The sequence below is a fragment of the Proteus myxofaciens ATCC 19692 genome (assembly GCF_001654855.1).
In the GTDB taxonomy this organism is placed as follows: domain Bacteria; phylum Pseudomonadota; class Gammaproteobacteria; order Enterobacterales; family Enterobacteriaceae; genus Proteus; species Proteus myxofaciens.
On sequence record NZ_LXEN01000051.1, the window covers coordinates 1 to 26,556 of the forward strand.

Annotated in this window: 23 protein-coding genes and 1 pseudogene; 9 read left to right on the forward strand and 15 right to left on the reverse strand. The window is 34.7% G+C overall.

Going from position 1 to position 26,556, the window contains the following annotated elements; all coding sequences use genetic code 11:
* Nucleotides 1–257: pseudogene (locus tag M983_RS05990) on the forward strand (bestrophin family protein); the annotation flags it as partial.
* 97 nt (nucleotides 258–354) lie between these two features.
* Here the strand turns inward: M983_RS05990 and M983_RS05995 are convergent.
* Genes M983_RS05995 through M983_RS06005 form a run of 3 tightly spaced genes read right to left on the reverse strand, consistent with a single transcriptional unit; the run spans nucleotide 355 to nucleotide 2,892 of the window.
* Nucleotides 355–528, reverse strand: a complete 174-nt coding sequence (locus M983_RS05995) for a DUF2474 domain-containing protein (protein ID WP_066748579.1) — start codon at nucleotides 526–528, stop codon at nucleotides 355–357.
* A complete protein-coding gene (cydB, locus tag M983_RS06000) occupies nucleotides 512–1,519 on the reverse strand; it encodes a cytochrome d ubiquinol oxidase subunit II (RefSeq protein ID WP_066748582.1) in 1,008 nt (335 codons plus the stop codon). The genes M983_RS05995 and cydB overlap by 17 nt, the downstream gene beginning before the upstream one ends.
* On the reverse strand, nucleotides 1,519–2,892 hold the full coding sequence (locus M983_RS06005) for a cytochrome ubiquinol oxidase subunit I (RefSeq protein ID WP_066748585.1): 1,374 nt from the start codon (nucleotides 2,890–2,892) through the stop codon (nucleotides 1,519–1,521). The genes cydB and M983_RS06005 overlap by 1 nt, the downstream gene beginning before the upstream one ends.
* A gap of 672 nt (nucleotides 2,893–3,564) precedes the next feature.
* Between M983_RS06005 and M983_RS06010 the strand changes: the two genes are divergently transcribed.
* Entirely contained in the window at nucleotides 3,565–5,850 is a 2,286-nt protein-coding gene (locus M983_RS06010; RefSeq protein WP_066748596.1) for an FdhF/YdeP family oxidoreductase, read from the forward strand.
* A gap of 261 nt (nucleotides 5,851–6,111) precedes the next feature.
* Here M983_RS06010 and M983_RS06015 read toward each other — a convergent pair whose 3' ends face one another.
* The 5 genes from M983_RS06015 to M983_RS06035 all read right to left on the reverse strand — a co-directional run bounded on the left by M983_RS06015 (nucleotide 6,112) and on the right by M983_RS06035 (nucleotide 14,267).
* Nucleotides 6,112–8,742: a T6SS phospholipase effector Tle1-like catalytic domain-containing protein gene (locus M983_RS06015; protein WP_083954560.1), complete on the reverse strand. Its 2,631-nt coding sequence runs from the start codon at nucleotides 8,740–8,742 to the stop codon at nucleotides 6,112–6,114.
* Nucleotides 8,730–9,239 carry a Tli1a family immunity protein gene (tli1a, locus tag M983_RS06020; RefSeq protein ID WP_066748602.1) on the reverse strand — a complete coding sequence of 170 codons (510 nt, stop codon included), beginning with the start codon at nucleotides 9,237–9,239 and terminating at the stop codon, nucleotides 8,730–8,732. The genes M983_RS06015 and tli1a overlap by 13 nt, the downstream gene beginning before the upstream one ends.
* Nucleotides 9,240–9,706: 467 nt before the next feature.
* Nucleotides 9,707–10,600 (reverse strand): LysR family transcriptional regulator, encoded by an 894-nt coding sequence (locus M983_RS06025; protein ID WP_066748604.1) that lies wholly within the window; start codon nucleotides 10,598–10,600, stop codon nucleotides 9,707–9,709.
* 237 nt (nucleotides 10,601–10,837) lie between these two features.
* Complete coding sequence (locus M983_RS06030; RefSeq protein WP_066748607.1) at nucleotides 10,838–12,358, reverse strand: methyl-accepting chemotaxis protein; 1,521 nt, start codon at nucleotides 12,356–12,358, stop codon at nucleotides 10,838–10,840.
* Between the two features lie 346 nt (nucleotides 12,359–12,704).
* Nucleotides 12,705–14,267, reverse strand: a complete 1,563-nt coding sequence (locus tag M983_RS06035; protein WP_066748691.1) for a methyl-accepting chemotaxis protein — start codon at nucleotides 14,265–14,267, stop codon at nucleotides 12,705–12,707.
* Between the two features lie 401 nt (nucleotides 14,268–14,668).
* On the opposite strand from M983_RS06035, the gene M983_RS06040 reads away from it, so the two are divergent.
* Nucleotides 14,669–15,343, forward strand: coding sequence for an HAD family hydrolase (locus M983_RS06040; RefSeq protein ID WP_066748610.1), 675 nt, complete (start codon nucleotides 14,669–14,671; stop codon nucleotides 15,341–15,343).
* Between the two features lie 53 nt (nucleotides 15,344–15,396).
* Here M983_RS06040 and M983_RS06045 read toward each other — a convergent pair whose 3' ends face one another.
* From M983_RS06045 to M983_RS06065, 5 genes are all read right to left on the reverse strand, one after another.
* On the reverse strand, nucleotides 15,397–15,972 hold the full coding sequence (locus M983_RS06045; RefSeq protein WP_066748613.1) for a TerD family protein: 576 nt from the start codon (nucleotides 15,970–15,972) through the stop codon (nucleotides 15,397–15,399).
* Nucleotides 15,973–16,048: 76 nt separating this feature from the next.
* The gene (locus tag M983_RS06050; protein WP_066748616.1) at nucleotides 16,049–16,627 is read right to left on the reverse strand and encodes a TerD family protein; all 579 of its coding nucleotides are present in this window, start codon (nucleotides 16,625–16,627) and stop codon (nucleotides 16,049–16,051) included.
* 37 nt (nucleotides 16,628–16,664) lie between these two features.
* Nucleotides 16,665–17,708 carry a TerC/Alx family metal homeostasis membrane protein gene (locus M983_RS06055; RefSeq protein WP_066748619.1) on the reverse strand — a complete coding sequence of 348 codons (1,044 nt, stop codon included), beginning with the start codon at nucleotides 17,706–17,708 and terminating at the stop codon, nucleotides 16,665–16,667.
* Nucleotides 17,709–17,743: 35 nt separating this feature from the next.
* Complete coding sequence (locus M983_RS06060) at nucleotides 17,744–18,199, reverse strand: tellurite resistance TerB family protein (RefSeq protein WP_066748621.1); 456 nt, start codon at nucleotides 18,197–18,199, stop codon at nucleotides 17,744–17,746.
* 91 nt (nucleotides 18,200–18,290) lie between these two features.
* Entirely contained in the window at nucleotides 18,291–18,881 is a 591-nt protein-coding gene (locus M983_RS06065) for a TerD family protein (RefSeq protein ID WP_066748622.1), read from the reverse strand.
* 403 nt (nucleotides 18,882–19,284) lie between these two features.
* Between M983_RS06065 and M983_RS06070 the strand changes: the two genes are divergently transcribed.
* The 4 genes from M983_RS06070 to M983_RS06085 all read left to right on the forward strand — a co-directional run bounded on the left by M983_RS06070 (nucleotide 19,285) and on the right by M983_RS06085 (nucleotide 23,191).
* Complete coding sequence (locus tag M983_RS06070; protein WP_066748632.1) at nucleotides 19,285–20,436, forward strand: phosphoribosyltransferase domain-containing protein; 1,152 nt, start codon at nucleotides 19,285–19,287, stop codon at nucleotides 20,434–20,436.
* On the forward strand, nucleotides 20,429–21,517 hold the full coding sequence (locus M983_RS06075; protein ID WP_066748635.1) for a cysteine protease StiP domain-containing protein: 1,089 nt from the start codon (nucleotides 20,429–20,431) through the stop codon (nucleotides 21,515–21,517). Before M983_RS06070 ends, M983_RS06075 begins: the two co-directional genes overlap by 8 nt.
* Nucleotides 21,510–22,445 (forward strand): HpcH/HpaI aldolase/citrate lyase family protein, encoded by a 936-nt coding sequence (locus M983_RS06080; protein ID WP_066748638.1) that lies wholly within the window; start codon nucleotides 21,510–21,512, stop codon nucleotides 22,443–22,445. Before M983_RS06075 ends, M983_RS06080 begins: the two co-directional genes overlap by 8 nt.
* A gap of 269 nt (nucleotides 22,446–22,714) precedes the next feature.
* Nucleotides 22,715–23,191 carry a tellurium resistance protein TerW gene (locus M983_RS06085; protein WP_066748641.1) on the forward strand — a complete coding sequence of 159 codons (477 nt, stop codon included), beginning with the start codon at nucleotides 22,715–22,717 and terminating at the stop codon, nucleotides 23,189–23,191.
* Between the two features lie 116 nt (nucleotides 23,192–23,307).
* On the opposite strand, the gene M983_RS06090 is transcribed toward M983_RS06085, so the two are convergent.
* Together M983_RS06090 and M983_RS06095 are read right to left on the reverse strand one after the other, a co-directional pair.
* Nucleotides 23,308–23,688, reverse strand: coding sequence for a TonB family protein (locus M983_RS06090; protein ID WP_066748643.1), 381 nt, complete (start codon nucleotides 23,686–23,688; stop codon nucleotides 23,308–23,310).
* A gap of 370 nt (nucleotides 23,689–24,058) precedes the next feature.
* Nucleotides 24,059–24,361: a phage holin family protein gene (locus M983_RS06095; RefSeq protein WP_066748645.1), complete on the reverse strand. Its 303-nt coding sequence runs from the start codon at nucleotides 24,359–24,361 to the stop codon at nucleotides 24,059–24,061.
* A 573-nt stretch (nucleotides 24,362–24,934) separates the two neighbouring features.
* Between M983_RS06095 and M983_RS06100 the strand changes: the two genes are divergently transcribed.
* Nucleotides 24,935–25,195, forward strand: a complete 261-nt coding sequence (locus M983_RS06100; protein ID WP_066748647.1) for an Ogr/Delta-like zinc finger protein — start codon at nucleotides 24,935–24,937, stop codon at nucleotides 25,193–25,195.
* Nucleotides 25,196–25,481: 286 nt separating this feature from the next.
* Nucleotides 25,482–26,546 (forward strand): dihydroxyacetone kinase subunit DhaK, encoded by a 1,065-nt coding sequence (gene dhaK, locus M983_RS06105; RefSeq protein ID WP_066748650.1) that lies wholly within the window; start codon nucleotides 25,482–25,484, stop codon nucleotides 26,544–26,546.
* The last annotated feature ends 10 nt before the right edge of the window (nucleotides 26,547–26,556 follow it).

The window sequence follows — 26,556 nt, forward strand, 5'->3', positions numbered from 1 at the left end:
TTTTTTGTTCGTTATTGCCCTTTGCATTAGTGGCAGACTTACATTATATGACACCTTTTGTTTCTGTTTTTATTTCTTATACTTTTCTTTCATGGGATTCATTAGCAGAAGAATTAGAAGATCCATTTGGTACATCTGCAAATGACCTACCACTGAATGCAATCTGCAATACTATTGAAAGAAACATATTAGAAATGCAAGATATTACACCGCTACCTATTATTAATAAGCCAGATAAATATTACAACTTATTATAATAGATAATATTGAGCATCAAAAAAACAAAGAATTAATTAAAACCAAAAAGGCAATGTGATATTACATTGCCTTTTTATATATTTTATTTTGAAAAATTTAATGTGTTCTCATCCCAGCACTATACATTAGTAATTTAAAGAATGATGCAATAACGACTAAACTCAATACACTTAATGTCCAGATAATTATCATCCACCCTATTTTTTGATACCAACATGTTTTTTTATGGCTAGATTTTTGTTTTAAATAATGATTAATGATAGCTTTCATTTGGGTTAACCTTTCCTCGAAAAACGTAATAACTCCAGCTGGTATATACCAAGATAATAGGAATAATAAATATTGCCCCTACTAACATAAATTTCTGACTTGATGATGGAGATGCGGCATCCCAAATAGAAATATTAGGAGGGATAATATTTGGCCAAATACTAATACCTAAACCACTAAAGCCAATAAAGACTAATAAGAGTGATAAGATAAAAGGTAAATAATGCCCGTAGTTATAAGCTGTCCTCACTATTCCCCAAGTCAATCCGATAACGAAGAAAGGAACGGGTAATAAAAAAAATAAATTAGGCAAACTAAACCAGCGCTCAGCAATATCAGTATGTGTTAACGGTGTCCAAAGACTGACAATAGCAATAACGATAAATAAAATAATCGCTAAATACACCGTTAGTGAACACATTTTACGATGAAGTTTATGCTCGGTTTTCATAATTAACCATGAACTACCTAACAACGCATAAGTCACAAGTAAAGCAAAACCACAAAATACTGGAAATGGCGTTAACCAATCTAACGCAGAGCCATTAAAACGTCGTTCTATTACATCAAAACCATTAATAACAGCACCTACAGTGATCCCTTGGCAAAATGTCGCTAATATAGAACCACCAATAAAAGCACTATCCCAAAACAAACGATGTTTCGGTAATGCATTTACACGAAATTCAAATGCAACACCTCTAAAAATAAGACCAACTAGCATTAATGTTAATGGTATTGTCAGCGCATCAATAATAACCGCGTAAGCCAGAGGAAATGCACCATATAAAGCTGCACCGCCTAATACTAACCACGTTTCATTACCATCCCATACTGGTGCGACACTATTAACCATGGTATCGCGTTGCACTTTATCTTTAGTCAATGGCAGAATAATACCAATACCAAGATCAAATCCATCAGCAATAATATACATTAATGTGGCGAAAATAATGATAGCAAACCAAATAATAGAAAAATCAATATTCATTATTTATCACCTTGTTTTTCAACTAATATTGATACTGCTTGGGCTAAGCTATGCGCTTCTATAGGTCCCTTTTTAACAAGATGCATCATATAAAAATAACCAATACCGAAAACAGAAAAATAAACTAAAATAAAGACCAATAAACTCAGACTCATCTGCACATCTCCATGAGCAGAAACTGCATCTTTAGTTCGCTGTAACCCATAAACTACCCAAGGTTGACGACCTATTTCTGTAGTAAACCAACCTGCAAGTAATGCAATTAATCCTGATGGCCCCATTAATAACGTAAAACGTAGAAATAATGGTGAAGTGTATATTCTCTTTTTCTTTCTCAGAATAACGCCAAGAATACCAAGACAGATCATTAACATTCCTAACCCTGCCATGATTCTAAATGACCAAAATATAATGGTGGAATTAGGTCTATCTTCAGGAGGAAAAGAACTTAGTGCGGGTATTTGTTTATCAAGGCTATGAGTCAGAATAAGGCTCCCTAAATAGGGAATTTCGAGTGCGTACTTTGTTTTCTCTTCTTCCATATCCGGAATACCAAATAAAATAAGTGGTGTTGCACCTTTAGTCGAATTATCCCAATGCCCTTCAATTGCAGCTATTTTTGCAGGTTGATATTCAAGCGTATTTAAACCATGAGCATCGCCAACAAAAGCCTGGATAGGCGCAATAATTAATATCATCCATAATGCCATTGATAACATTTTACGAACTGGAGCGGTATCCCTGCCTTTTAATAATAACCACGCAGCGCAAGCAGCAATAAATAATGCACTTGCTAAAAATGCAGCAATAGACATATGTAATAAACGATAAGGGAAAGAAGGATTAAAAATAATGTTAAACCAATCAATAGGCACAACAATACCATTTTCAATAGCAAAACCTTGCGGTGTTTGCATCCAACTATTTGAAGATAAAATCCAAAATGTCGAAATTAATGTCCCTAATGCCACCATACATGTTGCGAAAAAATGTAATTTACGGCCAACTTTATTCCAGCCAAATAACATAATGCCGAGGAAACCAGCCTCAAGAAAAAAAGCGGTAAGAACTTCATAAGTTAACATTGGGCCTGTAATACTGCCGGCAAATTGTGAGAAACCACTCCAGTTTGTTCCAAATTGATATGCCATGACTAAACCTGAAACAACGCCCATGCCAAAATTAACGGCAAAGATTTTAATCCAAAATTGATATAACGTTAGATAACTGGATTGTTTTGTTTTTAGCCATAATCCTTCTAATATAGCTAAAAAGCTCGCTAATCCAATCGTAATTGCTGGAAATATAATGTGAAATGAAACCGTAAAAGCAAACTGTATTCTTGCTAGGTGAAAAGCATCTAAGCCAAACATAATGCCTCTCTTTTTATAAATCTATTTTTCATAAATTTATTCATTTTATTTTCCTAATTATGTTTTCTCACAAAAAATCAATTAATAATTTTTATTATTAATAAATAAATTTATCAGCTAATTTGCAGGTGACTTATTAAATAGAATAAATATATTGTTATTAATTACATTTAATAAATTTAAATACACTTAAATAAAGACAAATAATCAAGAACAACAAAAAAACATTATGCATTAAAATACATAACAAATTAATATCATATCTTATTGATTTTAAATGTATATATAATTACCAAACTCAAAAAATCATTTATTTATCGCTGATAAAACATTTTTAACCAAACTATAACAGTTAGTCAAATCAATTGATTTTATCAGGTGATAGATATGCTCTATCAACTATTAAAAACACCCGATAATCACGTATTATTGTTTCATATTTGTTGACTCTTTAAATGCAATGTTTTAATTTCTTAAACAAGAAGAAAACGAAATGTTTACTCAAAAATCTCTAATTAAGTATTAATTTAATTTTTATTTAATAGGCTAAATACTCAATAATAAACGAGATATGGTTATATATTTAATTATATAGCTGATTTGATTTTCATATTCATCTGCCAATTTTTTATTATAAATAAATATAATTATTTACGTTTTAGGAATGTAGATATGAGTAAAAATAAATCATCAATCCCTGGTGTAAAACCTTATCATGGTCCAGCAGGAGGATGGGGTGCATTAAAAGCAACTGCCATCGCTGTTCGCACTCAAATGGATGCCTTTGTTGCACCTAAAACACTGCTTAATACTAATCAACCCGATGGTTTTGACTGCCCTGGTTGTGCATGGCCTGATAAAGAGTATCATTCAACTTTTCAGTTTTGTGAAAATGGTGCAAAAGCGGTCACTTGGGAAGCGACCAAAAAGAGGGTTACGCCTGAATTTTTAGCAAAAAATACAGTAAGTTCTTTATTAGAAAGAACAGATTTTGAACTTGAAGGTTATGGCCGTTTAACTCACCCTCTTTCTTATGATGCATTAACAGATACATTACAACCCGTAACTTGGGAACATGCATTTCAGCGTATTGGTGAAATATTAAGAGCAATGCCTTCTCCTGATAATGTTGAATTTTATACATCAGGTAGAGCTTCAAATGAAGCCGCATATTTATTTCAGCTTTTTGCTAGAGAATATGGCACAAACAATTTTCCAGACTGTTCAAATATGTGCCATGAACCAACCAGTGTGGGATTACCGCAATCCATTGGTATCGGTAAAGGTACGGTATCTTTAGATGATTTTGATCATACCCAATTAATTATTGCGATTGGTCATAACCCTGGCACAAACCATCCAAGAATGATGGGTACACTGCATGAGGTTGCTCGCCGTGGTGTGCCTATTGTCGTATTAAATCCACTTAAAGAAAGAGCATTAGAGCGCTTTACTGATCCACAAAGTGTGATTGAAATGGCAACATATAGCTCAACAAATATTGCGTCATCTTATTATCAAGTTAAAGCTGGCGGTGATGCAGCGACACTCAAAGGTATTATGAAAACCTTAATTGAGTGGGATAATGCACGTGGTGATATTCTCGACCATGAATTTATTGCAGAGCATACTCTAGGTTTTGAAGCCGTTATTGAAGATTTAAATCAAACCTCTTGGCAAGATATAGAAAGTGAAAGTGGACTTTCTCAAGCAGATATCGAAAGTGTTGCCTTACTTTACGCGAATTCACCAGCCACCATTATTACCTACGGTATGGGAATAACACAGCATAATAAAGGTACAGCGAATGTCCGTTTAATTGCAGATCTTCTTTTAATGAAAGGAAATATTGGTAAACAAGGAGCTGGAATATGCCCATTACGAGGGCATTCTAATGTTCAAGGTAATCGTACTGTTGGCATTACTGAAAAACCTTCACCAGAATTTCTGCAAAAAATAGAAGAAACATTTGGTTTTAAACCGCCTTCTAAACACGGGCATGATGCTGTTAATGCAATGCAAGCAATGGTAGATGGTACCGCTAAAGCGCTTATTTGTTTAGGTGGGAACTTTGCTGTGGCATTACCTGACTCTGAGCTTTCTTTTTCAGCAATGAGAAAACTCGATTTAAGTGTTCATATTGGAACAAAATTAAATCGCTCTCATTTACTTACTGCAAAAGAAACATTTATATTACCGTGTTTAGGTCGTACTGAATTAGATGTGCAAGCATTAGGTCGTCAATCCATTACCGTTGAAGATTCAATGTCGATGGTACATGCATCTTCAGGTAAATTAACGCCAGCTTCTCGATTATTAAAATCAGAACCCGTAATTGTGGCTGAAATGGCAGCAGCTACACTTTCTTATAGTAAAACACCTTGGATAAGATTTACTGAAAGTTATGATCTTATTCGTGACATGATAGAAAAAACTATCCCAGGGTTTGATAATTACAATCAGCGCATTCGTGTTCCTGGTGGTTTTCGTATGCCACTTCCTGCGACAGAAAGAGTGTGGAATACACCAACAGGCAAAGCCATGTTCTCAGTATTTGAAGGCGTAAAAGAGAATAAAGATGTCAAAGGTGACGATGTTCTACGTTTAGTCACTATTCGTAGCCATGACCAATACAATACAACTATTTATGCGTTAGATGATAGGTATCGGGGTATTTTTGGCCGACGTGATGTGTTGTTTATGAGTGACGTTGATTTAATCGCAAGAAGATTAAAAGAAGGCGACAAAGTCACTATTGAAACTGTGAGTGAAAATAGAAAACTAAAGCTTGAGAATATTACAGTCGTCTCATTTAGTATTGCACAAGGCACTGTCGCGGCTTATTACCCAGAAGCTAATGTATTAATTCCATTAGATTATATTGATAAAGAAAGTGGCACCCCTTCTTATAAAGCCACACCTGTTAAGGTATATGCACAGCAACAGCAAGTCGCTTAGTGATTAGTTAAATTAATTAGTTAAAAAGCAGAATATATTTAAATAATTCCCAATAGTTGAATAATCGATTATTGGGAATTTTTTTATCTATAATTTATGACCAATATAATCAGTAAATAAATTTAATGATTAGTATGAGGCAAAGGTTTGTGGGTATGTATAAAAAATCTGATAACGATCATCACGCGATTTAATATAACTGAAGTTAAATAAACTACAGATACTAAAAAAGATAAGAATACATACTATCCTAACTAGATTTTAAGAAATAAAAGTATCATTCACTATTTTTTGTAAATTAGAAAATACTTGGGCTTCTTTATTAGCTTTTTTCAGCGTAACTAATGGCTTCAATTGGTGAATAAAATTATGAGTTAATGCAGGCAACTGACCATCATCCACTGAAATTTCTTGTCCTGTAGTACGGTGATAAACTTTGACACCATAGGTTGGATGATGCGCAAAAACAGCCATATCTTGCAAATGTTTTTCAACACCAAGTATGTGATCACCATCAAAACGTAGTTGTACTGCTTTATTCCATTTACTACCAAAATAAATCATTCTTGATAAAAAATAACTGCCAAAAGGCTCTCTAACACCACTTTCTGAATGCATAAACCATGCTCGAGAATCATGTATGTAATTATCATACAAATTAATCAAAGAACCAATTTTAGGATTTGGAATTTGATTTTTTAGATGTGGTAGAAAAAAATGTTCAAATTTATAACGTCCTGCATCTTTAAATTTTAAATATTCATATGCCTCATTTTGATATGTATAAATATAAGCACTACGTGCAAGAAGAGGATCTAATTTCTGTAAAAAATATTCAGCTAATAAAGCAGTACCCGCATCAAAACTATATTCAGGTAGTTTTTCACAATGTGTAACTGGGAATGGTTGAGTAATACCTTCTTTAGCAAAGTAGGCCGAATTAGAGGATTGCAAGTAACGCGTTTTAATTATGCATTCATTTTTTGTCTGTCTCTTTTCAGGAGTAAATAAAGGAGTTGGGCGAGATCTACGTTCATAATCAGCAGCAAACTCTAACGCAGCTTCCCAAAGCTGTCCCCTTGAATTATCAGCATCAAATAATGGTGCTCCAATAAAATCATCACTGGGATACCAGTCTTCATTATTTTTATACTTAGCTATTTCAATATTACGTTTTTTTTCAACTTGTTGAGATTTATTTGTTAAAAGAGACCATTGCTCAGCTAACGCATTTTGCGCTTGCTGACTATATCCTGGCTCATAGGGTTGAGCCTGAATTTTTGGGTGTTGAGAAGCCTGCTGAAAAAAAGGTTGTGACGCTATGTTCATAAGGGATGAGATAGAGGATGCAAAACGCATAATCCGCCACCCCGTTATCCAACTGAGTTGCTCCTCCATGATTTGCTCTAAGCACACTGTTTCAAACCGAAACGGCGTGTAAATGGGGTCTTCGGATAAATCATATTCGTTCTGATTGTCAATTAAGGTGGTTGATAACCAATGGTTAAACGTCGAAACCAATTTTAAGGAAAAATCGAATTCTTTTACTGTAGTATCATTCATTTTTCTAAATGAATACCACTGTTGATAATCGGCAGATAGCTGATTTAACGTTTCAGGATGGACCGCTAATGGGGCACCGGCTTCAATCGCGGCTGCATACATATCGTGTAGTGTGATTTGAGACAATAAGTCCCCTGCATTATCTCGCGATTTACCTTGGTCGCCCATTGGATATCCCCCTCCAACATCCGAGTGCATACCGGGGTAAACTACTTCCACCGTGTGGGGTAAATAATGCCCCTCCGCAGTGCGAATTGAATCGAGAGAAAAGGCTTGTCGCTGTTCATTTGCCGCGACAAAATGACAACATTTTTTAATCAGCGCTGATTGTGGCAAGGGCTGAGTTTGCCCAGCCCAACCATTATGTCCCGTAAATCCCGGCACGACGTTGGCTATCCCCACCGCAGGAACGGTATCAAAGATACCTAAAAACTCGACCGATACTTTGACGCCCAACAGAGTTCCTGCGGGAAACCCTAAAAGATTGGACGATAATAGTTCATCTAACCAACTCACAAACGCTCTGGCTTCCGCTGCGCCACGAGAAAAACCATAGACAAACAATTTAATAGCCACAATTTTACATTGAGAATCGGACACTTTTTTCTTAATAGGAATAAGCAACTTTTCTAAGGCATCTAAACGCGCCCTATGTTGATTATTATTTGGCGAAACTGCGTCTAAATATGCCTGATTTATTTTTTCTCGATTAAAATTCGTAGGGCTTGTTGCCGCCATAATAGCAGCATTTCGAGACCGCATTCTCGACGGATCGGATGAATTCATCGTTTCAACCATCTTTTTCATAATCCCATTTTTGATAAAATCTTTTGTCACCGCATGATACAATGCATTGCATAGTTGAACTAATCCCCAATTAATACGGTCTTCCCCACCAACAGCAAACTGCAAACCCGCAGAATAATAATCATACGTCCCGATTTGAGGAAAAGGCGTCCCAACCCCAGGAATATAGTAAGCATAAAAGCCTCTCTCATTAGCCTGACGATTTTCGGGAGCACTGGCATGGTACAGTTTAGCAACATTGGACGGATGCGGTGGTGTACTGCTTGTATCGTTAGGTTCATTGTTATTGGTGCCATCAAAAAATAAACTGATATGTAAACTTTTACAGCATGAATTTTTTAATTCCCGGTGACAGTTACTTCGATGTTGAAATTCTTCTTGCCTTATTTTTTCGATATTCTTAATTAGCTGTTTTTCAGTCAGCGCTAACCGCCCATTGAGAGGGAACAGAGGGGGAACCCAGCAAGGAGCACCTTGAGTTGAAACTTGGTCTTTTTTCGGGGCGATAATCATTGGGGACATTGTTCTGGCTCCGGTTGGTCAAAGGGGTCTTTAATTGGGTGCTCTGGGTGTTCAATACCATGACACGTCGCGGTGACTTTCACTTGTTGACAGGGTAAGAAGTGGACTTGCAATCCACAGGAATCTTTATATTCCGGGATAGTCACGGTAGTCTGATATTGTCGGTAATTGGCTTCCTTTTTTTTCATGAACTCCCTAAATTCATCAGTTCCTAAAGGGGGCATATTTGTAGGAAACGGGTCAGGATTCACCTCCCACTTCACATTGAGTTGCATATTGGGTTGCCATATTTCAGGTAACATCACGCAGCAAGTAAATCCCCCGGTTCGCCCTCGATAACCATTAACCGAAAACCAATTGATATTCGTTCCTGCTACATGGTTATAACCCAATAAGTTCGCCCCAACATAGGTGATGTTCTCTTCCGGTTTGTCGTCAGGTGAACACCCTAAAATAAAAAATGGGATGATGAAAAAAAAGAAAGCAGACCAACGCATATAAAGATCCTTTTCATAAGAAATAGCACCATACACTAAACATAAATCATCCACTTACAATGAATACAATTTAACCATTAATTATATTTAATATAAAACTCTTTTTATGTTAAACACATCAAATTATTTTACCTTTAGTGTGTTTTTTGTTTAGATTTGATGTTGATTTAACTCGCGTGGATTGTATTTAATTTGGTCACGATTGAGGTTTGATTATTTATTAAATGTGAACCATAGGAAAGCGTCAAAAGGATATACTATGAATCTGATAGATACATTAACTATCATATAACGGCTATCAACTTATCATTTAAGTCAATCCGTCTTTATTGGATATTGAATCATTTGTCAGCGAAAAAGTCATTAATAAAATTAATCTTTATTAGATTACTTCTACAACAAATCATCATCTGATAAAAAAACTCCCCATTTTTTAGCAATGGGTATTGCGCATTTTTATCAATAAACTACAAATTAATCTTTTCTAAATAATGACGCATTTGTGCAAAACACTTTTCAATCAGCATTGAGCGAGGTTCTTCTCGTCGGATAATAATGCCTAAAGGTGCGTTCACAACAGCATCAGCAATCGGAACAACTGCAAGGTTATGACTAAGCGTTTCCATACCTTTTGATAACGGGACTATTGATGCACAAAATCCGCTATCAACAGATTGAATAAGGTGAAGAGTTGAACTGCTTTCAACCATGACTTTAGGTTGTAAGTTGTAACGTTGAAAGGCTAAATCAACTGATTGACGAAAATGATTTTCTTTATTTAGTAATGCTAATGGTAACTTTATTATTTCTTCCCACTGAATGGTTCTCGCTGATGGCATAAAATGGTCACGATGATATAACAATCCGAGCTCTGTCTTTTTCAACGAATATATTTCATGTTGTTGAGAATTCGCGCTCTCTAAATAACAAATACCGATATCAATATTATTGCTATTAAGAGAATCAATAATGTTCTCACTATTCGTTGAAGTAACTTGAAAGCGGATTTCAGGGAAAACCATTGAGATTTTCTGCAACATTTTCATTGGATTAAGATTAGTCAAAGGAACAATGCCGATACGCAATTGACCAAATAACTGTTGTCGAAAATTTGCCGCTTCTGCCTGTAATCCATCATAAGCAGATTGCATCGTTTTCGCCCACATTAATATCTTCTCACCTTCTTCGGTAAAACCTTCAAAGCGAGAACTACGTTTAATTAGCACAACATCAAGTTCTTTTTCTAAATTACGTAATCGCATCGATAATGTGGGTTGCGTAACATGACACATCTCAGCAGCTTGACCAAAATGTTGTGTTTTATCTAACGCGATTAAATAAAATAATTGTTTAATATCGATAGTGGGCTACCTCATGATAAACAGGTGAATAAAAGAGATTAACGCTATATTCGTTATTGATTTTTATTATCTATAATTAACGATACCCGTAGTTTAACTTATCTACTAGTGTCTACCAGTGCTTTTCTTATGAATACAGTCAAACTTAATAATGATAAAGATGATAGGAATAAAAGGACAAAATAAGAAATACCCACGCTAATAGCTAATCAACGTGGGCTAAGGTTAGAATAAATATTATTTAATAATATTAAAGACAGACACTTTATCTGTTAAATTTTGGGCTTTTTCATCTAAAATCATGGTCGAGGTTGCGGCCTGCTCTACAAGCGTTGCATTTTGCTGAACCACAGAATCCATTTGATTTATCGCAACAGCGACTTGTTCTATCCCTACTTTTTGCTCTTCAGATGCAATGCTAATGCCTTGCATTAAATGACTCACTTGAGAAATAGATGAGACGATTTCTTGCATATGAGCACCTGTTTTATTCACTAATTCAGTACCATGTGCAACATCTTCAACAGACGCTTTAATGATTTGATTAATTTCACGGGCTGCATCTGCACTTCTTGCAGCAAGATTTCTCACCTCTGTAGCAACTACGGTGAAACCTCGACCTTGCTCACCCGCTCTTGCTGCTTCAACCGCTGCATTTAATGCTAATATATTAGTTTGGCTTGCGATATTGTTAACAACATCATTAATTTCAGCGACTTTTAACGTGCCTATCTCTATTTTTTTCATAGAGCTAATCGCATCATTCATGATATTAGAACCATCAATAGCGAGATCACGTGTTTGTGCAGTAATAGAGTTAGCAAGAACTGCATTATCAGTATTATTAACAACAGCTGTTTTTATTTCTTCCATGCTGGCCGCTGTTTGTTGCAAGGCACTTGCTTGTTCTTCAGTTCGTGACGAAAGATCTTGGTTTCCTGTCGCTATTTCAGCGGATCCTCGTTTAATCTCTAATGCTTCTTCTTTCACTAATTTAATTGTTGATGTTAGCGCTACTTGCATCTCACCCACATTTTTAAATAGTGTACCAAATTCATCATGGCGCTTTTTAGGTAATGAAAAACTTAAATCTCCCTCACCGACTTTTCTTAAAATAGCTGCTAGTGTATTTAAATTAAATATAAAGGTTTTGTTTACCCAGCGAATAACAATATAAAGAAGAGTACAAATCACAATTAAAGCAATAGCACTAATATAAATAGAGAGTTTAGCCATCCATTCTTGCTGATCTGTAATATCTTGATTTACGCCTTTTGTTATCACAATATATTCATCAAATAATTCTGATAAGCGTAAAAAGTCTTTTGAAAGATCAACATCTTCATATGCTAAAGTATCAATTGGCGCCATAATATTATCAAGAAGTTGATAAAATAGCGTAGAAAGTTGCTCTGCATTTCTTTGCGCATCAGCGCTAATTTTCTTTACTTCAACCCAATGCTCAATGGTTGCTCTTGATTTTACTGCTAACGCCTTTGCCTCAGTAACGAGCGTTTCTCGGGTTTCACTTTTATCTGAATCTAGCGTTTTCATATTCATCAAGAAATTCACATGAGAACGTATTGTTGCTAATTCGTATCTCGCGACTTGAATACTATTTAAACGGGTATTAAGTGAATCTAATGCAGTAAAGTTATTCTGCATCTTATAAATAAAAAATGACGACAATATAGATGATATTAAAAAGATAAATAACAATATAATCGAGCCTACTTTAGCTGATTTTTCAATACTCATGAAACTATCCACCTCGGCAATTAAATGACACAAATGTGATCATTTATCGGCACGATATAGATTTTATTTACTGATTAATCAGGATTATAAATATCTTTCCTCTTTTAAATCACTTTAAATTAATAAAATAAAAAATAATATATCGCCAATAGTGAAATATTTAGCTTGCATCACCAATATAAAACAACTCATTAGCATTATAAGTTATATTTACTTACATAATTTATTTCATTCAAAAGTGTTTATTGCCCAATAATACCTAAATTCTCTCACTTTATATCGTATAATAGTCAGTATCCACCTTAATAAACCGCATCAAAGTGAATACTGCTATTATCTATTCGTTTTATTTCTGTTCTGCTTGCTGTTCTTCTTGCTGTTCTTGTTGTTCTTCTTCAATACAAAATACTGACATACTATTCGTTAAAATCTGTGTTTTTTCATCGAGTACGAGTGTTGAAGAAGCGGCTTGATCAACTAATGCTGCATTTTGCTGAACGACTGAATCCATTTGAGTAATTGCTACAGCAATTTGCTCAACGCCCATTCGTTGCTCTTCAGAGGCTAGGCTTATTCCTTGCATTATTTTGTTTACTTTATTAATTGATGAGACGACCTCTTGCATATGTTCACCCGTTTTATTCACCAAAGAAGTTCCATGAGCAATATCTTCTATTGATTCCTTGATGATATGGCTTATTTCTTTTGCAGCTTCTGCACTTTTAGCCGCTAAATCTCTCACTTCAGCCGCAACTACAGTAAAACCACGTCCTTGCTCACCAGCCCTTGCCGCCTCAACAGCTGCATTTAATGCTAATATGTTAGTTTTACTAGCAATACTATTGATAACATCATTAATCTCAGCAACTTTAATCGCGCCTTGTTCTATTTTTTTCATTGAATTAATCGCGTCTTTCATTACCTTAGACCCATCAATCACAATTTCTTGTGCTTGATTAGAGATGATATTGGCTTCTTGCGTATTCTCACTGTTATTTGCAACTGTCGTTTTAATTTCTTCCATACTTGCCGCTGTTTGTTGCAAGGCGCTCGCTTGCTCTTCTGTTCTTGATGACAGTTCTTGATTCCCTAATGAAATTTCACTCGTTCCTTGCTTTATTTCCAATGTTTCTTTTTTCACACTCAAGATTGTTGAAGTTAACGCTTTTTTCATTTCCTCGACGTGGGTAAATAATTCACCAAATTCATCATGACTTTTTTTTGGTAATGTGAAGATTAAATTGCCACTTCCTACCTTTTTCAAAATACCAGATAAGACTTCTAGATTCGTAATAAATGTTTTGTTTACCCAGCGAATAACGAAAAAGAGTATAATAAATACAATAATTAAGGAAATAACGGTAGATAAAATAGAAAACTCAATCATTATAGATTGCTTCTCAGAAATTTTTTCTTTATTACTAGCAACAATAGAAAAGTAATTATCAAATAATATATTTAATTTTTTAAATTCTGTTGCTATTTCTTTATTTTCTATTTTTAATGCACTAATACCTTCAGATGGAATAACAAGTTTATCAAGTAGGTTATAAAATAACTTGGCAATATTCTCAGTACTTTTTTGAGCCTCTTGCGTCATTTTTTTTTCTTTAATCCATCTATCAATAACTGTTTTTGATTTTATTGCTAGTTGCTTATTTTGTTCAATAATAGTGCTATCTAAATCACTATCTTGTGTATGATTATGCATAAGGTAATTCACATTAGATAGCATCGTTACTAACTGATATCTTGCATCTTGGATATCGGTAAATCGTGTTGCCAATACTTCAACTTGATCAAAATTTGCTTTCATTTTATAAACAAAAAATGACGATATTGCAGATGATATAATAAATAAAAACAATAATAGAATAGAACCTATTTTCGCCGTTCTTTTAATACTCATAATAGAGGTACCCATATAATAAAATCAATAGACAATATTTTTTTATCGGCTAATTTATTGTTTTATTTACACATTCAAATATATTTTAACCCATTGAAAATAAGCTTTTATTTATAAATATATAAAATCACCGTGAGTTTTTTTATATTTATAAAGTATAAATTAATTTGTTAACTCGAATAATAAAAATAACCGTCAAATATTATTATTAATTAATATATATTTTTTTGTAAAAAATTATTTTTCAATTTAATAATGAAAAAGTTAAAATACATTTTATTAACATTTATCCAAAATGCACAGCGGTAGACCCATAATATTCCCTCTATATCATTTTTGTAACAATGATATAATGGATTAATTGATATCTTGCACTCTTCATTTACGGAGCTTAAATTCTGATGCAACCTCTGTTTGAAACCTCAAAAAACACCGTAAAATCGTTATCAGTGTTTGATTTTGATGGCACCTTAACCTATCGCGATAGTTTTATCCCTTTTTTAAAATTTGCTTTCGGTAGACGTAAATTTTCAAGTCGTATTATTAAAATGGTATTACCCACACTGCGTTGTTTTAGGCGTAAACTTACTCGCGATGAGCTAAAAGAAATCTTAATAAAAACATTTTTAACAGATATTGATGAGAAGTGGCTAAAAGAGAAAGCAGAAGAGTTCTGTAAACTTTATTGGGCAAAACTAATGCGACCTAATGGATTGCTGGCAGTTGCAGAAGAAGTGAATCATGGTGGTGAGGTTACTATCTGTTCAGCCTCTCCTGCTATGGTTCTTCAACCTTTTGCTGATAGATTGGGTATAAAGCTGATTGGCACATTACTTGAAGTGGTTGATGGAAGGTTAACAGGTAAAATTATCGGTAATAACTGTCGTTGTGGTGAAAAAATTAAGCGTTTAGAAGCTGTTTATGGCGATCTATCTCTTTATCATATGAAAGCCTGGGGTGATTCTCGTGGTGATCATGAGTTACTCTTAGCCGCACAAATGCCACATTGGCGCCATTTTCATTCAGGTTCAAATAAATCAAGAAAATCCCCTATTAAATTGACGGTAAAAAAATAATCGAATAAAACGCAATACAGAAAAATAGCCCTCATATACGAGGGCTATAAAATTTAAATATTAACACCGTGTTGTTTCGCTAATGCAGCAAGCCCACCTGAAAATCCTTGGCCTACAGCTTTAAACTTCCACTCAGTACCATGGCGGTATAGCTCACCGAAAATCATTGCTGTTTCTGTTGAGGCATCTTCAGAAAGATCAAAACGCGCAATTTCAGTTTCATTATCGTTATTATAAACACGCATAAAACTATTACTTACCATACCAAAGTTTTGTTTGCGATTTTCTGCCTCATAAATTGTCACCGCAAATACGAGTTTTTTTACATCAGTAGGAATCTTTGAGAGCGTTATTTTAACCTGCTCATCATCACCATCCCCTTCTCCAGTACGATTATCTCCTTGATGTTCAACACCACCACATGCACTTAGTTTGTTATTGAAGAAGATAAAACTAGCGTCTGAAAGTACTTTTCCATCTTCGCCTACCATGAATACTGATGCATCTAAATCAAATTCAGCACCATCAGTCACGCGGGCATCCCATCCTAAACCAATCATAGCAACCGTCATTGTCGGCGCTTCTTTGGTTAGCGAAACATTACCACCTTTAACGAGGGAAACAGTCATTGTAAAGCTCCTACTTTTTGAATGAACTGATAATTACATTTTATTGCTGTTAATAGCTTGTTTTTACAGGCTAAAATTAATAAGCATTGATCCCATATTGAGCACAAACACTCGCTAAACCTCCAGCATAACCTTGACCGACAGCACGAAATTTCCATTCTCCGTTATGTCGATATAACTCACCAAATAACATGGCGGTTTCGGTTGAGGCATTCTCGGTTAAATCATAGCGAGTGACTTCCATTTGGTTGTCATCATTAACTAAACGAATAAACGCACCTGATACTTGCCCAAAATTTTGACGACGCGCTTGCCCTTCATGGATAGTCACAACAAAGATAACTTTATCAATATCTTTTGGAATAGTATCTAGCTTGATTTTTAACGTCTCATCATCACCTTCACCTTCACCAGTACGGTTATCGCCAGTGTGGATCACTGAACCTTCTGCTGATCTGAGATTGTTGTAAAAAATAAAATCAGCATCACTGCGAACTTTTCCATTTGTGGCTAATAAAAATACAGAGGCATCTAAATCAAAATCTTGGCCATCAGTAGAACGAGCATCCCAGCCAAGCCCAACAAGAACATTTTTCATTGTCGGTGCTGTTTTACTCAAAGAGACATTACCACCTTTAATAAGAGATACGCTCATTCCAAAACCCTTTTAAATAAAATTATTTTTCAACATATTAATGGCTGTTATTACTTATATCGTCTTTCTTCTTAGGGAAAATAACACTGGCAAGGATGCCTAGCGCAAGAACACCAAGTACCACAAATAAACTTGTTGTTGCAGAAATGCTATAACCGTGATGCCAAATATGATCAGTCGCATTTAAGCCTAATTTCGCTGCAATAAAGAATAATAAGAAAATAACGGCTTTCTCAAGGTAAACAAGGTATTGTTTCAACGCTTCTAATACGAAATAAAGCGTACGTAATCCTAAGATTGCAAACATCATTGCGCTATAAACAATCAGTGGCTCACGGCTTACCGCAATAATGGCAGGCACTGAGTCAAAAGCGAACATAACATCAGAAAGCTCAACTACAGCCACACACAGCATAAGAGGCGTTGCATATAAAGCCGCTTTAGTACCGCGACCAATGGTGACATCTTTGTTTTCAGGTTTTGCTAGTTCAGCATCAACTTCTTTTTGTGTTAATAAAAAAGCATGTCCGCTGATTTTTGGCCATATTGGGAAGAAGCGTTTAACTAAGCGATAAGCAAGATGTTGTGAATAGTCTTCAATTTCATCACGATCATCACCACTTTTCAGCATCATAACCGCGGTCCAAGCAACAATGAGTGCAAAGATGACTTCAACATAAGGCCCTAAGCTGAGTAATCCTGTTCCGATAGCGACGAAAATGGCTCGAAATATAATTGCACCAATAATCCCCCAGTAAAGAATACGATGGCGGAAACGATCAGGAACTGAAAACCAAGAAAAAATCGCCATCATGACGAACAAGTTATCAACAGATAGCACTTTTTCTAATGCATAACCCGTGATAAATAAGCTTGCGACTTCTGTGCCATGATGAATATAGAGGAATCCGGCAAATGCCATCGCAATGACGACCCAGAATATTGACCAAAAAATGGCATTTTTTAAAGTTATCGGCTTATCTGCTCTATGCATAAATAAGTCGATAAAAATAGCGCCTATAGCAAGTGCAACAAAAACAACAACAGTCTCTGTTGGAAAACCAATGTGTGTGGATACCATAATAATTCCTAGACGGTTCCCTATACTAAATAGAGTTACAAACCAAATTCTGTGGGCTTAAAACCTAATGCAATGGTAATAGCGCGCACAGCCTCTTTCTCTTTTTCATCAAAATCACCGTCACTTTTTGCAACAGCAATCCCAACACGAATAGCTAATTGTGCAGCTTCTGGCTGATCTTTCATCGCCAAAATATACTTCATTGTTTCGCCTTTACCTATTTCGGTATCAAACTCGAAACTCGCAATCAATTTATTAAAAAATGCAATCACTTCTGATGTATCAAAAACCTTAAGTTCATCAGAAGCTTTTAAAAAACCCAGCATTTTCTGTTTTTCTTCACTACTGACACCCTCGCTTGCGATAGCAATTTGCGCGCATACAGCAACAGTACCTTGCATAAACTTCTTATTTTTAAAACGACCAACTTGCTTAACTAATTCAGAACGACTTGAATTAAGTGTTTCTTTAATTTTATTGAAAAAACTCATGGTGGCTTTCCTTATACCGATTCTGTTTGATATTGTTAATTAAATTACATTTAAAATTCAATATATTAGACATTATTTACTGTCATTTATCCTACTGTAAAACAGTCGCAACAATATCCGGCATCATTTCATCAATAATTCGCCCTTTACACGGTACACCCAAGGCTGTGAATTCCCACAATCCTTGCTTACGTTGTAAAGATGCAATCACAATCCCTGTATGTGAGCCTTGTTCTGCAAGTTTATAACGTGCCAATTCTTTATTTGTTACAGTATCAACAACCCGACAAAACGCATTATCAACCTCATTAAACGTTTGCCCACGGAAGCTATTAACCGTAAATACTAAGTATTCAACATGACTTGGTAAGCTGGTTAAATCAACCTCAATTGTTTCATCATCGCCATCACCTTCTCCTGTTAAATTATCTCCAGAATGAAGAATAGACTGACAATGAGATTTTAGCTGACGAAACCAAATAAGATCGATTTGATGACCTTGCGCATCAAGCAGTACACAGCTTGCATCTAAATCAATCGCACTTTCACTTTTTCCAAGAAAAGAACCTAAAAATCCTTTTTTCTTTATTATGGGATCCCAGCCTAAACCAAACGTTAAATGGCCCAGTAAGGGAGCTTGTTTACTCAGAGAAACTGTCTGATTTTTGCTTAATGAAACCATAAATAATGTCCTTAAAAGTTAAGTGTTCCTACTGATCTATCCATGCTAAAAATGCTATATTAAAAATAATCATAGCATGATGAAGTAGTTGTTCAAGAATATTTTCTTACCACGACCTTAATAAAAATATAACAAATTGATATATATTAATTTTATATAATTAAAACTATTATTATAAAAATAAAAACACTAATAAATAAGCTAATTTATTAGTATTAAAACAATATTTAATTGATCATATTATGATTGACATTCACCAAAAGGATCTTCATGATAAAAAAGACGATCCTAGTCATTTACAATATTTGTACCACGCACGAGATAGTGAGATTGAGTAAGACAATTCGAATTTTTTAACGATAAATTCAGCACTGTACAAAAATAAAAACGGATAAAAACTAAAATGGATAATAAGATATTTGGCTCTTCCATTTATCGTCGCCACCTGAGTTGTGGTACGTTAAGCATCACGCATGATTGCTCTAATGTTGCATATCTCGATGAATTATTTGATATTGCAGAACGTCACAATCCTAAGCGCGCTTTTTTATTTGTTAGTAAAGTCCTCGGTCGCCATATCCCTATCTCACCAAGAAAAATGCGTGAAACATATCAAAAAATTGCCAAACAATTTCCAGCTTATTTAGAAGGTCCTACGGTATTTATTGGTATGGCAGAAACAGCGGTTGGTTTAGGTGCTGGCGTATTTGATGAAGTGAGTACTCGTTATCCACAATCTGTCTATTTAACCTCAACTCGTCATCCTATCGATAACGCTACGCTATTATGCGAATTTAAAGAAAATCATAGCCATGCAACCGATCATTTACTGTATTTTCCAAATGAGAAAAACCAACAAGATTGGGTGAAACAAGCAAGAACCGTTGTTCTTATTGATGATGAAGCCACAACGGGTAATACATTTTTAAATCTACTTTCTGCATTACAAATCCAAGGTAAGCTAATTAATATTCAGCAAGTTATCACTGTCACATTAACTGATTGGAGTGATAGTGCGATAGCTAAACGCTGCTCATTACCTTTTAAATCTATATCGTTAGTTCAAGGAAAATGGCAATGGCAAGCTACGCCAAATGCCCCATTACCTACACCATTAAATATCAATGTGAGCACTAAAGGACACGTCGCAATTACAGGAAAACAAAATTGGGGACGCCTTGGAATGAGGTACTCCACAAATGATTTAGCACCTTTAATACACACTAATAAAGGTGAAAAAATCTTGGTTTTAGGAACTGGTGAATTTGTGTGGGTACCTTTTTTATTAGCAGAGCGCCTTGAAAAGCAAGGTGCGATTGTGAAATTTAGTGCGACAACACGCTCTCCTATTTCAATGAGTTTTGCAATTAAGTCTGCCATTACTTTTGCAGATAATTATGGTCTTGGTATACCCAATTTTCTCTATAATGTTACTCACCAACAATTTGATCGTATTTTTCTGTGTTGTGAAACGCCTATTACTAGTATTGATAATCAGCTCATTTATGCGCTCAAAAAAATAGCGTCTTGTGTTGAGATATTGAGTTATGAATGATTTAGTTCATAAACCTTTTTCAGGGAGCTATTTAGCTGAAGATATCGATTTTTTACTTCAGCCTATCGAAATAGAGATAACCCCCATCACATTAAAAGAGGTGTTAATTCAATCAGGCCAATATCATTACTCCGATATGTTAAGCCAAGAGCCTGAGCCCACACCATGGCATTTAACTTTATTTGAAAAAACACTAGCCACTTGCGCTTCTCGCGTTGCTGATGAAGTTATCATGCTGACAAAATCTCTTACTCAATATTTTGGTGATACTCCCATTATTTTAGTGAGTCTTGTACGCGCTGGTGTGCCATTAGGTGTTATGTTGCATCGGACATTACGTAAAATGGGAATACGCTCTTATCATTATGGTGTTAGTATTATTCGTGATAGAGGTATTGATACTAACGCATTGGATTGGATTGAAGCGCAACACGGTACTAAAGGAATTGTCTTTGTTGATGGTTGGACTGGAAAAGGAGCTATTACTCACGAATTAGCTCAATCATTATCAAAAAGAGTGGGATATCCCTCCTTTCCTCGTTTAGTCGTTCTTGCTGATCCCTGTGGTTGTGCATGGTTAAGCGCAAGTCATGATGATTGGCTTATTCCTTTTAGCATTATGGGCGCGCCTATTTCGGGCTTAATTTCTCGTTCTATTTGGCGTTACCATGGTTTTCATGGTGTTGTAAATTGCCATCATTTAAAACAGTATGAATGCAGTCGTTATTTTATTGATTTTATTAGTGAATTTATAGATAAAAAAATATCAGCACATCTTCCTTATGCTTCTTTTAAACAGCGCTACTCTAATTTAAAAATACGTAGTGAAAAGGTGATACAGTATTTAGCTCATCATCATAAGGTTGCGACTCTCAATCATATAAAACCGGGTATCGCTGAAGCAACGCGCGCTGTATTACGCCGAATACCTGAAAAAATTCTCGTCAAAAAAAGATGCGACCCTTCTCTCGCATTACTGCTTTATCTTGCCCAAGAAAAAAATATTGAAGTGAGTGAAGTTGGTGAAACACTTGGTCAATACCGCGCTGTAACTATCATTAAAAAGGTGAATAATGATTGAGCGCCTTTCGCCTTGGAACTTAGGGGCGACACTTTATATGCCTGCAACTCGCCTTGATATCGCGTCGATTATACTCAATCAAAAAATTGTTCGATTGCGTTCTTTAGTGATTTGTTTAGAAGATGCAGTGAGTGATATCGATGTGCCTTTTGCACTAGAAAACCTAAAAAATTTGGTGAATATCTTAGCTGAGCATAAAAAACAGTCAAAGCACTTACATTTGCCATTACTATTTATTCGCCCTCGTCATACTAACATGGCAAAGTGGATGACATTACATCTTGATTTATCGGCAATTGATGGCTTTGTATTACCTAAATTCACACAAGCTTCATTGCCGACTTGGTGGTCAATTATTGAAAATACTCATTTATCAATGATGCCTACACTTGAAACTGCTGAAGTGTTTGATGTTATACAAATGACAACACTTGCAGAAGCACTATTGAAACATCCTTGTCGAGCAAAAATTATTGCATTACGTATCGGTGGTAATGATTTAATGAATGTACTTTCATTAAGAAGAACCCGCCATCTTACGCTTTATGATGGTCCAATGGGATATGTCATAAAAATGCTGGTTGCTGTATTTGGTACTCGACAATTTGCATTAACAGCGCCAGTTTGTGAGCACATTGATGATAATCAAATGATGGAAAAGGAACTAGAACTTGATATTGCTAATGGGTTAGTAGGAAAAACAGCCATTCATCCCAAACAAATTTATCAAATTGAGCAAGCATTAATGGTGTCACAAGCAGAACATTCTGATGCACTGCGTATTTTAAATTCAACACAAGCGGTTTTTAAATCACAAGGGGCCATGTGTGAGCCAGCAACACACCGCCATTGGGCATTAACAATACTCACTAGAGCGAAACTGTATGGCATTAATCCCAATCAACAAAAACAGTGTATAACACGTTAAAACGTCGATAACGAATAAAACTTGATATTCTTAATAAAATATTGTGAAACTTAAATACTTATTAAGGATCATTCCATGAAATTTACTAACTTTTGACTAAATAGTATAAAAATAAATATTTTTTTAATTTATCTTTATTTTTTTATAATAATAATTAATTTATACTATATTTAATTCAGCATTTACTCTATTTTATCCTGTAGTATATTAAAAATATACCCTTCGCTGATTTAACATATAAACGACAAGACAATAAGTGGTAATTTTTCATGCAATTGAGCTCTCGTCAGGTTAGAGTTTTTACACTGGCAATTCTTTTAAGCCCGGGGAACAAAGTTCCTACCATTAAAATTATTTCTGCGCTTGAGTGCTCAGAGCCAACATTAACTCGTGTCTTAAAAGAAATTAGAGAGACTTATAGTGCTGAAATAAAATACAGCAAGGCTTCTCGTTCTTATCAAATGATCGAAAGAGGACAGCTTGATAATAAAGTATTACGTCGCATGAAAGAGGCATTGTCTTCAAATGAAGAGCACCTTCAACAAGGAATAACAAGTCGCGTTTATTTAGATAAAGATAAGAAAAGATCAGTTTCTTTCTCATTAAAAATGTCCGCGTTGCGTAAAATTGATAGACTTTCTTTCCTGAAAAGTACAACCCGCAGTGAAATTATTGAATTATTAGTAGATAACTACGTTGAACATTTAATTCAAACAACATTAAAAGAAAAAAATAGCAAGAAATAGGATAAATAGATAAAGCAATATCAAATTATTTTGTTAAGAATAAACGTTTTTATATATTGAATGACTAATATTAATTAAGCGCTATTTTAAATATAACGCCCATAATTTTCTCTTTATTATTTTCGCATGTTAAATTCTATTATTACAATATGATCTTTTACCGGTTCTCCTGGTTCATATCGCCATTTTTCGATTGTTTTTATTACTTCAAGACCAAATATATCGATTAATGGTGACTCTTTTATTCTAATATTTTGTGTCATCCCTTTTTCATCAATATCAAATTTTATGTTTAAAGAACCTTCTATTTTTTGGAAATAGGCTTTTACTGGATAGCCCGGTAACGGCTGTACAATCGCTTTTGGTCTTTTCAAAGGCAGAGCATTATCATTATTTATTGCCCCTTCTAAAGTTGTATTTTGAGTTGTTTGATGAGTACAACCCATTAATAAAATTGATACGAAGAATAAAGATGATACAAGAGATAATATTTTCATAAAATTCATAAGTTAGGTGTTCAGTATCATTTATATTAACACTCTAAAAATAAATTCTGAATTTAAAATAGAGAATTTTAAAACGCAAGATCAATAATAAATTGATAATGCTGATACTTGAGGACGACTTATTAGTAAAAATGAAGATCATGCAAACATCCTTATTTACATGATCTTCCAATAACGTTATTAACATCCATATTTAACGTATCTTATCTCGATGCTTTCCTTAGCAATTCAACAAAATAGAGAACGAAAATACCGCCATACCTACTTGTTAAACATAATATAATTCCTTAATTATTCGAGATAAATTTTTATTACTCCTTTTGTATTTATTAAAAATATCGTAAAGAATTAGATAATAAAATTATTTATCGTCATCCTTTTCTTTATTGGAAAATAGCTGATTACCTCGTTTCCTTAGCCAAATTTCAACTAATTGATAACCCGCTATCCCCAATGCAGAGCCAATTCCCATTACTGCAATAGAATTAATTCCAGGCCATAAAATCAATAGTGCACCCGCGACAACAGAAACTGCTGAACCTAAAATAATTCTGCCTATAAATAACCTAATTGTGATTATTTCATTTGTTACCAGCATTTTCCCTAATGCTATAGCAGCGCCAACAATCACTAATGATGCCAGGGTCTTTTCATATTCATCCATGAATACCTCTTTAGTTAACGTTGTAAGAGCCTCCTATCTCATAATATCTATCCGATTATTATAAAATTATCCCTTATTCACATCCTTGTGAATGAAACTTCCTTGATCCTACTGAATAAAAACCACTATTGAGATAACCCAAGCTCCTTTTGTTTTGAACAATGCGCAAAATCCTTTTGCACTAAACAACATATTATTCAGTATTTTTTCTACTTACTTTCTTGCTTATCGATAATCAGTATTATTCACCTCTAATCGATTTTTACTTCAAAAAACAAATAAAATAGACCAAAAATTCAATATGTTGAATATATCCTTGTGATGTAAAGTGATTCTATTATCTATAAAGTTTGTATTTTATGCGAGAAACTTTGTTCGGTTAAGTTCTGAAATGTACTTATAACAGAATAATACCGAATTATTTCACTCATACTTACAAAATTATTTGTTTTTAGCTAAAAAATGGAAAATAAAACAATATAAATACAAATAAACAATGGTGTTACTGGTTATAATACAAATTTAGTCTAATATAAAAGTTATCTACCTACTCATTACAAAGAGAAAAGTACTATGCGTGCCTTAACTGTTTTTTGTCCTGAATGTGGTGAAAAAGCCACGATTAAAAAAAGTAATCGCAAACATAAAGAGTTATCTGACCTCTACTGTGCTTGCCGTGATCCTGAATGTGGGCACACCTTTGTTTTAAATCTCACCTTTAGCCATACCTTAATGCCAAGCGCAAAAAATAAAGATGTTCTATTATTAAATGTAATAAAAAATCTTTCTCCTGAACAAAGAAAGCAGGCGTTAACATTGTTACAATCGATGTAACAAAACAAATTGATTACATATTGTCTGATTACATAGCCTGTTATTTTTTAACAGGTTGTGCTCTCTTTTTTATATCGTCTTAATTGCATTGCAAATATTTTTTATATTATTAAAAATAATTCGTAGGTCACTCACAAAATTTTTTTGTTGTTTCATTATCATAGAATTATCTAATTTGGTTAAAAAGGATTGCAACGCTATCCCATCCTTTAATCACGAATTTTAAGATCGGATGCGCAATGATGTTGTCATCAGATCACACTAAAAATTCATATGGAGTATTACGATGAAAAAACTGATTAACCGTGTTGATGATGTTTTATCAGAACAATTACAAGGTTTCGCTAAAGCTCACCCTGAAATTAAACTCCACCCCACCTCTTTTTATGTCACCCGTCATGATGCCCCTATCAAAGATAAAGTCGCTATATTATCAGGCGGTGGTAGTGGCCATGAGCCTATGCATGCAGGTTTTGTTGGCAAAGGTATGTTAGATGGTGCCTGTCCTGGTGAAATTTTCACATCACCAACACCCGATAAAATGTATGACTGCGCAAAAGAAATTGATAGCGGTGAAGGTGTTTTAATGATTATCAAAAATTACACCGGTGACGTGCTCAATTTTGAAACTGCCACAGAACTTTTACATGATGATGGTGTAAAAGTAGCAACTGTACTCGTTGATGACGATGTTGCAGTAAAAGACAGTCTATATACAGCAGGGCGCCGTGGTGTTGCTAATACAGTATTGATGGAGAAATTACTGGGTGCCGCAGCTGAACGCGGTGATACGCTAGATGAGTTAGTTGAACTAGGATACAAAATTAATAATAACGGTTTTTCTCTTGGTATTGCACTTGATGCATGCACGGTACCTGCTGCGGGTAAACCTTCTTTTACACTACCAGAAAATGAAATGGAATTTGGTGTTGGTATTCACGGTGAACCAGGTATTAATCGCCGTAAATTCAGTACATTGAATGATACTGTTGAAGCTATGTTTACAACATTAATTGAAAATGGCCATTATCAACGCATTATTCATCGATGGGACCGTGATACAGGTGAATGGGTTGATGAACATCAAGAAAAACAACCGTTAAAATCAGGCGATCGCGTTATTGCTTTAGTGAACAATTTAGGTGCAACACCGCTTTCTGAATTATATGGTGTTTACAATCATCTCACTGAATGTTGTGAAAAATTTGGTCTTAAAATTGAACGCTCCTTAATCGGCTCTTATTGTACCTCACTTGATATGACAGGCGTTTCTATCACGTTATTAAAGGTTGATGATAATCTTCTCAGCTTATGGGATGCACCTGTTAATACTCCTGCAATGGTTAAATAAAAGAGGAAAA